The sequence below is a fragment of the Shewanella sp. SM55 genome (assembly GCF_025654025.1).
Taxonomy (GTDB): Bacteria; Pseudomonadota; Gammaproteobacteria; order Enterobacterales; family Shewanellaceae; genus Shewanella; species Shewanella oncorhynchi.
In genome coordinates this window covers 1-4,529 of the sequence record NZ_JAKKRS010000028.1, presented here as the reverse complement: position 1 = coordinate 4,529, position 4,529 = coordinate 1, and the positions used below count along the sequence as shown (strand labels likewise).

Below are 4,529 nucleotides of genomic sequence, written 5' to 3'. Positions count from 1 at the left end.
CGAGCCCTAAGATGAGTCATCCCTAGGAATTTAATTCCTCTAAAGAGCCGTTCGAGACTAGGACGTTGATAGGCATGGTGTGTAAGCGTTGTGAGGCGTTGAGCTAACATGTACTAATGACTCGAGAGGCTTAACCATACAACCCAGATGGGTTTTGCTAAGCGACCTTAGATAGAATACAGATACTTGATAAAGTTTGAACTCAAACAAAGCAAATCAGCTTTCCGAATTATTATTAGCGTGAGCCAGTGATGGACACGGTAATAAACAGAATTTGCTTGGTGACAATAGCCTTGTGGAACCACCTGATCCCATCCCGAACTCAGAAGTGAAACGCAAACGCGCCGATGGTAGTGTGGGGTCTCCCCATGTGAGAGTAGGTCATCGCCAAGCRCCTAATTATCTCATTGAGATGTAACCAAGCCAGCTGAATAAGCTGGCTTTTTTGCGTCTGCAATTTGTTAATTGGACTGCTTTTCTCTCTGTTCTTCATCCTGCCATCTTCTCTAGCATGAGCTGCAATCCTCGCTTTTAGCAGTTACAATACGTTTTTGTCGTCATTGAACAAACACATGTCTCTATCTCATAGCCTTCAATCATTTAATTCCTTTGGTTTAGCCCAGTCTTGCGCGGATCTTGTTGAGGCGCACTCAAAAGAAGCTGTTAAGGCGATCTGTCTGCCACTATGGCAACAGCAATTGCCCATGTTGGTGCTTGGTGGCGGTAGCAATCTGGTCTTTACGGAGGACTTTAACGGCACAGTTGTCAGGATTTTATCGAAAGGAATAAAAATATCTGAAGACACAGAAGCGTTTTATCTCGATGTTGAGGCGGGTGAGAATTGGCACGAGTTAATTCAGTTTACGCTCGAGCATGGTATGTTTGGGCTGGAGAATATGGCGTTAATTCCAGGGACGGTTGGTGCAGCACCTATTCAGAATATTGGCGCTTATGGTGTTGAACTATGTGATGTGTGTGATTGGGTTGAGTATCTTGATTTACCCTCTGGTGAGTTTGTGCGCATCAGCACAGCTGAGTGTCAATTTGCTTACCGTGAGTCCATTTTCAAAGACAAATTGCGCAATCTCGCTGTAGTCACAGCTGTTGGACTGCGCTTAGCTAAACGTTGGCAACCGCGTTTGGCCTATGGTCCATTACAATCGTTTGATCCTGCAACCGTTACAGCGCATGAGATTTTTGAGCGCGTATGCCAAGTACGAAGTGAAAAGCTTCCTGATCCCGCGGTGCTCGGCAATGCAGGCAGTTTCTTTAAAAACCCCATTGTAAGCGCGGCCTGTTATCTAGATTTAGCACAGCGTTTTCCGACGATAGTGGGCTACGCACAAGCGGATGCAACAGTGAAATTGGCTGCAGGCTGGTTGATTGAACAAGCGGGACTGAAAGGTTTTGTGCTCGGCAATGTGGCAGTGCATGACAAGCAAGCCTTAGTGTTAGTGAATCGAGGCGGAGCAACGGGGCATGATATTTGCCGCCTAGCACTGCATGTTATTGCGCAAGTTCGGGATAAATTTGGTGTCGTTCTAGAAGCCGAGCCTAGAATCATTGGGGCCAATGGCGAAGGAGATTTGCATGTCTGACCATTGGGGAAGAAAACGCCAGATATTAGCTTTATTATCTAGCGGGCAATTTGTTTCTGGCGAGCAGTTAGCCACTGAACTTGGGATTTCGCGTGCCGCAGTGAATAAGCACATCGATGCGCTAGAAACCTATGGTGTGGCAATTTATAGCGTCAAAGGTCGCGGCTATAAGTTAGCGAATCCTATTTCTTTGATTGATGCTTCACGTTTAGTGCAATCAATTGATAATCGTTGCTTTTACTTTGATGAGATAGCAAGCACCAACGGCTTTATGCTGGACCATACTACTGAATTGAAGAATGGTGATGTGTGTGTGGCAGAGTATCAATCCGCAGGTCGTGGTCGTCGAGGCCGAACTTGGGTGTCGCCCTATGGGCATCACTTATATTTCTCGCTGTTTTGGACTTTCCCGCAGGGAATGGCGCAGGCAATGGGATTAAGTTTAGTGGTGGCCTGTACATTGGTTGAAGTGCTTAAATCTTTTGGCGTCGAGAATATTGGTGTTAAGTGGCCCAATGACATCTATTTGGATAACAAGAAGCTTGCCGGGATCTTGATTGAGATGTCGGGTCAGGCTGATAGCCTGTGCCAGCTTATCATAGGTGTTGGTGTCAATATGGCTATGTCAGAGGAACAAGGTAAAGGTATCGATCAGCCTTGGAGTGATTTGTCAGAGTTGGTCGACATGCCTGACAAGACGGCGCTTGTTATTGCATTACAGAAGCAGCTTAAGCGTGATATTCAGTTATTTGAGCGTGAAGGATTAGCTGCATTCAAGACTCGTTGGCAAGCTGCGGACTTATTTTATGGCCGTGAAATACGTTTGCTTATGGGGGAAAAGTCTGTCGAAGGAATTTGTCGTGGCGTTGATGGGCAAGGTGCAGTTTTGCTCGAAACCGCTGATGGTGTTCAAGCATTTATCGGCGGTGAAATTAGCTTAAGGGCACGCTAAGTACGCAAGAGTCAATTTTACAAAGGCTATTTGCGCATTAGCACGTGGGACATCAAATGATCCTGACCTTTCTGCAGGATCAAATGGGCCCTCTCACGGGTCGGTTGAATGTTAAGTTGTAGGTTTGGACCATTGATTGTGTCCCAAATATTAGCGGCAATCGTATTTGCTTCATCATCGGTTAGCGTCGAATAGTGATGAAAATAAGATTTTTTGTCACTGAATGCACCAGAGCGGAACTGCAAAAATCGTTCTTTATACCATTGTTTTAGCAAAGGTTCTTCTGCATCGACATAAATAGAAAAGTCGACAAAATCGGAGACGAAAGGACGACGGGTATCAACTGGGGAGTCGAGTCCAGTCTGTAATACATTCAAGCCTTCTAAAATTAAGATGTCTGGCTGAGAAACGGTTTGATGCTGATTCTTAACGCGGTCATAGGTGACGTGCGAATAGATAGGGGCTTTCACATGTGGCTGACCGGATTTCACGGCGGAGATAAACTCAACCAGCATTTTCATATCGTAACTTTCTGGAAATCCCTTACGCTGTAAGAGTCCTTTACGTTTTAAGTCCGCCAGAGGATACAAAAAACCATCTGTTGTCACCAAATCAACTTTTGGGTGTTCAGGCCAGTGTCGTAGTAAAGCTTGCAAAATACGTGCTGTGGTGCTTTTCCCGACGGCGACACTACCAGCAATACTAATGATGTAAGGACTTTTTGATGGTTTTTGACCGAGGAATTCATCAACCACTAAGCCTCGTTGTTGCTTAGCTTTAACGATCAAATTCAGTAGCCGGCTAAGGGGAAGATAAATATCGGTCACTTCCGATAAGGAAATCTTTTCATTTATGCCTCTAAGGTTCTCCAAGTCTTGCTCACTCAGTGTCAACGGCACTGAATCTCGTAACTCAGACCATTGCAGGCGCTCGAAGGCGAGATAGAGTGCTTTTTGAATTGAATTTTTAGAAGTCATTGGCTTTCCTCAGCTTAGGAAAGGCACAGTACACTATGAGATTATTTGGAACAATACTAAATGGGTGATTGCAGTCGTGTTTCCGTTACCGTTTGATGTATTCGCTGTTTAATTGGCCGTCAAAGTTGCATAACGTGTAAAAAAACACCGTTCAAGCGTTTTTTTTACGTAAATAGGCGTTTTTTACTTGCACTTGGGAGCGCATTTACCTAATATCCCGTTCCGAAATGATAATGCCGGCATAGCTCAGTTGGTAGAGCAACTGACTTGTAATCAGTAGGTCCCGAGTTCGACTCTTGGTGCCGGCACCATTTTCTGTGGAGGGGTTCCCGAGTGGCCAAAGGGATCAGACTGTAAATCTGACGGCTCAGCCTTCGAAGGTTCGAATCCTTCTCCCTCCACCACTTTTTTCTAGGTAGTTAGGTAGCCTTAGTTAGGTTGCGCGGACATCGTATAATGGTATTACTCCAGCCTTCCAAGCTGATAACGCGGGTTCGATTCCCGCTGTCCGCTCCAAATTAGTTGCTGATATGGCTCAGTTGGTAGAGCACACCCTTGGTAAGGGTGAGGTCGGCAGTTCGAATCTGCCTATCAGCACCAGCCTCTCTAAATTTAGCTCCTACGCCTAAACATAATCGGTTCGATGTCATTTTAATGCATCGGATTTTTTCTATATGTTAGTTTTCATCACCAAGAATCTTGGACTGAGGCATTACCATGGCTAAAGCTAAATTTGAACGTATTAAGCCCCATGTAAACGTGGGCACCATTGGTCACGTTGACCATGGTAAAACCACACTGACTGCAGCTATCTCTCACGTACTGGCTAAGACCTACGGTGGCGAAGCTAAAGACTTCTCTCAAATCGATAACGCTCCAGAAGAGCGTGAGCGCGGTATTACGATCAATACCTCTCACATCGAATATGACACGCCTTCACGTCACTACGCACACGTAGACTGCCCAGGCCACGCTGACTATGTTAAAAACATGATCACTGGT

The 4,529-nt window shown here is 45.5% G+C and carries 4 protein-coding genes, 4 tRNA genes and 2 rRNA genes; 9 read left to right on the top strand and 1 reads right to left on the bottom strand.

What is annotated here, in order from left to right; all coding sequences use genetic code 11:
• From L5L91_RS22500 to birA, 4 genes are all read left to right on the top strand, one after another.
• A 23S ribosomal RNA gene (locus L5L91_RS22500) occupies positions 1–138 on the top strand; the annotation flags it as partial.
• Between the two features lie 139 nt (positions 139–277).
• Positions 278–393, top strand: a 5S ribosomal RNA gene (rrf, locus tag L5L91_RS22495).
• 179 nt (positions 394–572) lie between these two features.
• Positions 573–1,598 (top strand): UDP-N-acetylmuramate dehydrogenase, encoded by a 1,026-nt coding sequence (gene murB / locus L5L91_RS22490; RefSeq protein WP_219252234.1) that lies wholly within the window; start codon positions 573–575, stop codon positions 1,596–1,598.
• The gene (gene birA, locus L5L91_RS22485; protein WP_263237816.1) at positions 1,591–2,550 is read left to right on the top strand and encodes a bifunctional biotin--[acetyl-CoA-carboxylase] ligase/biotin operon repressor BirA; all 960 of its coding nucleotides are present in this window, start codon (positions 1,591–1,593) and stop codon (positions 2,548–2,550) included. Before murB ends, birA begins: the two co-directional genes overlap by 8 nt.
• 26 nt (positions 2,551–2,576) lie before the next feature.
• Here birA and coaA read toward each other — a convergent pair whose 3' ends face one another.
• The gene (gene coaA / locus L5L91_RS22480; RefSeq protein WP_105251027.1) at positions 2,577–3,527 is read right to left on the bottom strand and encodes a type I pantothenate kinase; all 951 of its coding nucleotides are present in this window, start codon (positions 3,525–3,527) and stop codon (positions 2,577–2,579) included.
• 235 nt (positions 3,528–3,762) lie between these two features.
• On the opposite strand from coaA, the gene L5L91_RS22475 reads away from it, so the two are divergent.
• The 5 genes from L5L91_RS22475 to L5L91_RS22455 form a co-directional block, all read left to right on the top strand.
• A tRNA-Thr gene (locus tag L5L91_RS22475) sits at positions 3,763–3,838 on the top strand.
• 8 nt (positions 3,839–3,846) lie between these two features.
• Positions 3,847–3,931, top strand: a tRNA-Tyr gene (locus L5L91_RS22470).
• 38 nt (positions 3,932–3,969) lie between these two features.
• A tRNA-Gly gene (locus L5L91_RS22465) sits at positions 3,970–4,043 on the top strand.
• An 8-nt stretch (positions 4,044–4,051) separates the two neighbouring features.
• Positions 4,052–4,127, top strand: a tRNA-Thr gene (locus L5L91_RS22460).
• Between the two features lie 117 nt (positions 4,128–4,244).
• On the top strand, positions 4,245–4,529 hold a 285-nt coding region (locus tag L5L91_RS22455), incomplete at its 3' end, for a GTP-binding protein (RefSeq protein WP_261729865.1).